Consider the following 5253-nt stretch of genomic DNA (forward strand, 5'->3'; position numbering starts at 1 on the left):
CGCTACAAGAACAATCATAAAGTGTATTTTTGTCCTTGGAATGAGGCCTTTTTAAGGCTTTTATGAGGCCTTTATGAAGCGTTTTTGAGGCAATTATGAGGCTTTTATGAATTAAATTTAAATAAATTGTGAATGTGCTAGGAAAATGGGTAAAAAAAATAGGCCTAAGCACAGTGCTCAGACCTAAATATTAAGTTTGTAATGTTTACTAGAAATCTACAATTGAAAACGGACTTAAAAATTGTTATATTTATTGGTAGAATTATACAGTGTAAACGATACAAGATATTATATTTTTGCATTGAAAATTACTTTAAGCCTTGATAAATAAAGGTTTTTTGACCTCATTTATATCTCTCTTTCAGCCTGAAAATGATACCATGGATCCTATCTTTTGTTTAGATGTTAAAGTCATTGGCAAAGTTATTGGTTTATTTAGAGAGATGTAGTATTTGCAATGGTTTGAAGTGAAATTTACACTGTGTGATTCTAATTTTTTTAGATGAGGATGGTGTATTTTTTTATGAAAAATAAGCGTAAAAAGGTTATGAAAGCTTATATCACTTTCATGCCTAGTCCACTCTAAACCTTTGTATATACTTATTTTGAATTGTTTTATAATCTAACCATATTACTATATTCTCCTTTAATCTAAACTTCAGAACTACTAATAATCCTTTTCGCTTGAAGTATTCCTACATTCTCAATAAGTTCCCAATCTTCTCTAAATAGCAATTATCACTTCTTTTAAAATTTCTTTCCTTGTTCTTGCATGATGTTTAATAATCTTGTATATGAGTTATTTATGATTATCACTCCTTTTGACATATAAAAAATACTCCTAGTAGGTTTTCTACTAAGAGTATTAATGCCTGTATAATTTATAATGTGAAATAACCAAATGCAACACAATTCATTATTTCTTTGGCATTTGTCGTACATATAGATAGTTAGTATATCCTACTACCTTTTCATAGATGGCAAGGGTAAGCTTTGAATTAATGACTTCTCGCATCCCTGTATCTATATAGCCAGCACTTTCATAGCATTTTCTATTTGCAATTTGATCTATTGGAAAATCAAGCATATATCTTTTGGCATCTAAAATTTTTCTTTCACATAATAAAATGACTTGTTTTGCGATGCCCTTACTCTGATACTGTGGATGAATATAGAGTCTGGCAAGATAATATTCACCTTCTGACTTTTTATAATAAGCTATACCTCCGCATAAATGTCCGTTATAGTATATTTTCCAATATAGAATTTTATCTAGATTGAGCCATTTTATCATTTCATCTACGCCTTTGAGATAGGGGCTCTTTTCATCTTTATAAATAGCATATAATCTTTTAAATGCTGCTTTTTGAATATTATCTAGTTCATCGATATCTTCCATTTTAGCTTTTTCTATGTAAAGATTCATTTATATTTCTCCTTTAAGCATAATTACTTAGAGTATGTATACTTAGTTAAAACTACCCCTAACTTGTATATCTGATTAAATTTAAACAGACTCATACCACTTTGGAATAGGATTTGACATCTGGTCATACCAATCTAACACATCTTGAAATTGATTAATCATAGTTTCTAGCTCACTTTTTCCAAATGGGATAGCCCAATAAATAGAGGATAGTGTGTTACTACTGATATAAAGTGCTAATAGTTGCCAGAAAAGATAGGGTACATCATGATTAAAATATCCGTCAATACGTCCAGAGGCAAAATATTTACTGCATGAAGCACACCATACAATACGATTAAACTCTTCCCAAGGGTCCCCATTATCTAGTCGGTTAAAGTCAATAATGGACAATTCACCTTCTGGCGTTATAATCATATTACCTATATGGTAATCACCATGGTGCAAGCTTTGAATACGGTTAACTAAAAGATGGCGATGTTCATCAATATATGTAAAAAATCTATCTTCTCCTTCTAAGTGAATACCACAATTTTTATACCCCTCTATTTTACGATTTATTTTTTTATTGAAATAGAGGGCCCAATCTTCTTGAGTAGGAGGGGAAGATATAGAATGAATTTGTTTTAGAATTTGCCCCGCTTTTAATCCTAGCTCATATTGTTTTTGGACAGGTAACGTAGGTATAATTTTTTCAGCATCCTCTCCTTCTATCCAAGTTAGAAGCATATAGACATTTTTTCCATCATTACAAATACCAAACTCCTTAGGAACTGACATTGGAATATTTTTTTTGACGAGTTCGCAGAGGCTGTTATACTCAGACTTTTTACGTTCAAACTCAGTAATATCTGAAATACGTAATAATAGTTTTTCACCGTAAGTATTCTCAATATAATATTTCTGGTCATCTGACCACCCTTTATGAATCTGTTCAATCTGAGTAAAAGTATGATAATTAGGAAGATCTTTAAAGTTCATATAGTCACTACCTATTCCTTTTTATAATCTTTATTTTATAATCATAGCATATTTAGAATTTTTAACCAATAAAAAAGCCCTACTACTCTTATTAGAATAATAGGGCTTTTTTATAGAAGGATTACGCTAAAGTAATAAGTCCTTTATCTTTCATAGTTTGAACAGCCATCATAATGCCAAGATAAGCATGATAGTCTGTAAGACCACCTTGGAAGAATACTGTATAAGGCGGTTTAATCGGTGCATCAGCGCTAAGTTCAATAGAAGCTCCTTGAACGAAAGCACCAGCTGCCATAATGACAGGGGCATCATAGCCAGGCATATCCCATGGTTCTGGTACAACATAACTATCAACTGGAGCACCTTTTTGAATGCCTTGGCAGAATGCAATAACATTTTCTGGTGTACGCATATTAATAGCTTGAATAATGTCACTTCTAAATTCATTTGATTTAGGCATTACTTCAAAGCCAAGCTTTTCAAATAAAGCTGAAGCAAAAATAGCACCTTTTAGGGCACTTGCTACAACTTGTGGTGCCATAAAGAGACCCTGTAGGACAGGTTGGTTAAGACCGAGTGTCGCGCCTACTTCTTTTCCAAGGCCTGGTGCTGTAAGACGCATTGCAGCATTTTCTACATATTCTTCTTTCCCAACGATATAGCCACCAATAGGTGCTAAACCGCCTCCTGGATTTTTAATAAGAGAACCAACACAAAGGTCAGCACCTACTTCTGTAGGTTCTTTTACGTCGACAAATTCACCATAGCAGTTATCTACCATACAGATGATATCGCTACGAATACCTTTGATAAAACGAATAAGCTCGCCAATTTGCTCTACTGTAAAAGTAGGACGGTAGCTATAGCCTTTAGAACGTTGAATGGTTACCATCTTTGTCTTTGGTGTAATAGCCTTACGAATTGCATCGTAGTCAAAAGAAAAATCTTCTTTTAAGTCTACTTGTTTATATGTAATACCATATTCTGCAAGGCTTCCTACTGTAGGTCTAATTCCAATTACACCTTCTAATGTATCATAAGGTTTCCCTACAGGAGATAAAAGTTCATCCCCAGGACGTAAGTTACCAAATAAGGCTACTGTTAAGGCATGTGTGCCTGACATAAGCTGAGGTCTCACAAGACCAGACTCTGTCTTAAAGATATCTGCATAAATTTGCTCTACGACTTCACGGCCTAAATCATTGTAGCCATAGCCTGTTGTAACAGCAAAGTGTACATCACTTAATTTATTTTTTTGCATAGCAGCAAGTACTTTAGCACCATTTATATGCATATTGGATTCAATACGTTCTAAAACAGATGCAAGTTCAAGTTTTGTCTGTTCACAAAACTGTTGTGTCTCATGATCGATATTAAATAATTCAGATAGTGTATTCATGATTACTCCTTTGTTACGACTTGTAAGTAAATTCAACACTATTCATTATACCTCTATTAAAAATATATGCAAGGCTACAAAAACTAAAGGCTTAATAATAAATTCCTAGCTACTAATATTTTCTTTTGATCCAAGACACCAAATACCCACGGGACAATAGTTTTCTTCTTGCTTATCCTAGAGAATATAGGATATTTTATTATAAAAAAGCTAGCGTATAACCACTCCCCTAAGAGTAATAGCTACACACTAGCTTTTATTGTTTTTTAATTTTTACTAAATTAATTTATTATTGAGCTGTAGCTGCATTTACACCTGCAGTTCTACCAAATACAGTAATATCTGCAATCGCATTTCCGCCTAAACGGTTTGAACCATGTATACCACCTGTGACTTCACCTGCTGCATAAAGTCCTGGAATTACATTACCATTTACATCAATAACATGTGTATCTACATCAATAACGATTCCACCCATTGTATGGTGAATAGATGGTACAGCTTTTTGAATATAGAAAGGACCTTCTGTCATTGCTACTAAGCCTGCTCTATGATTAAAGTCTTCGTCTTTTCCATTTGCTGCAAAAGTATTTACTCTTTCAATTGTTGCTTTTAAAGCATCAACTGGTACATTAAAGAATTCTGCTGCTTCTTCAATTGTTTCTGCTTTATGAATTAAACCTTGTTTTTCAAGCATTTCAAATTCTTCTTGATGTGCTTCTAAAGTTCCACCAATTTCACCAATGTGTTGTGTCCATACTTGGTAAGCATAGCCGCCTGGTTGAGCTAAAATTGCTCTTGAGATTACATCACGACGTTCTAACTCTTCTACGAAACGATTACCTTCTTGATTAACTAAGATAGCTCCATCAAAACGTGAATCTGCAAGAAGTGAAATAACACCTGTTTCAGGGTTACATACTGGGTAAGTTTGGATATATTCCATATCTACTAATTGAGCACCAATAGCTTCTGCCATAACGATACCATCACCTGTAGTACCAGCTGCATCTGTTGTTAGGTATTCTGCACCATATTCAGCATTATATTTTTCACGCATTTCAATGTTTGCACCGAATCCACCTGTTGCAAGAATAACACCTTTATTCGCTTTAAAAGTTAAATCTTGACCTGCAGTATTTTTAGCTTTTACACCTACTACTTTACCATCTTCAACGATTAACTCTGTTGCTTCTGTTTCTGTTTTTACAGGGATACCAAGTTCATCAGCTTTCATTTTGTACTTAGTGATCATATCTTCACCTGTGTGATCATTAGGTATTAAAGCTCTTTTTACTGTATGTCCACCAAATTGGAATAATTTATCTTGGAGTTGTCAATAAAAAGTAGACACAAAGTTAAGTTGATTTTATGAATTTAATTCTTCAAATTGTGCAGGTGAAATATACCCAAGAGCAGAATGAATTCGCTTTGTGTTATAATACAT

The 5253-nt window shown here is 33.5% G+C and carries 4 protein-coding genes and 1 pseudogene; all 5 read right to left on the minus strand.

The window, feature by feature from the left end:
- Positions 1–916: 916 nt before the first annotated feature.
- Positions 917–1426 carry a GNAT family N-acetyltransferase gene (locus tag H8718_RS19595; RefSeq protein WP_249334722.1) on the minus strand — a complete coding sequence of 170 codons (510 nt, stop codon included), beginning with the start codon at positions 1424–1426 and terminating at the stop codon, positions 917–919.
- Positions 1427–1507: 81 nt separating this feature from the next.
- Positions 1508–2407 carry a phosphotransferase gene (locus tag H8718_RS19600; protein ID WP_249334724.1) on the minus strand — a complete coding sequence of 300 codons (900 nt, stop codon included), beginning with the start codon at positions 2405–2407 and terminating at the stop codon, positions 1508–1510.
- A 121-nt stretch (positions 2408–2528) separates the two neighbouring features.
- Positions 2529–3806: a methionine gamma-lyase family protein gene (locus tag H8718_RS19605; RefSeq protein WP_249334726.1), complete on the minus strand. Its 1278-nt coding sequence runs from the start codon at positions 3804–3806 to the stop codon at positions 2529–2531.
- Positions 3807–4095: 289 nt separating this feature from the next.
- Positions 4096–5124: pseudogene (locus H8718_RS19610) on the minus strand (FAD-dependent oxidoreductase); the annotation flags it as partial.
- 51 nt (positions 5125–5175) lie between these two features.
- Positions 5176–5253 (minus strand): IS3 family transposase, encoded by a 78-nt coding sequence (locus H8718_RS21130; protein WP_408646572.1) that lies wholly within the window; start codon positions 5251–5253, stop codon positions 5176–5178.

The sequence above is a fragment of the Zhenhengia yiwuensis genome, assembly GCF_014384995.1.
Classification (GTDB): Bacteria; Bacillota; Clostridia; order Lachnospirales; family Cellulosilyticaceae; genus Zhenhengia; species Zhenhengia yiwuensis.

Bases quoted from the DNA above. Each gene is read 5' to 3' on its own strand.
- H8718_RS21130 (WP_408646572.1), bottom strand. From the start codon at position 5,253: ATGTATTATAACACAAAGCGAATTCATTCTGCTCTTGGGTATATTTCA.
- H8718_RS19605 (WP_249334726.1), bottom strand. From the start codon at position 3,806: ATGAATACACTATCTGAATTATTTAATATCGATCATGAGACACAACAG.
- H8718_RS19600 (WP_249334724.1), bottom strand. From the start codon at position 2,407: ATGAACTTTAAAGATCTTCCTAATTATCATACTTTTACTCAGATTGAA.
- H8718_RS19595 (WP_249334722.1), bottom strand. From the start codon at position 1,426: ATGAATCTTTACATAGAAAAAGCTAAAATGGAAGATATCGATGAACTA.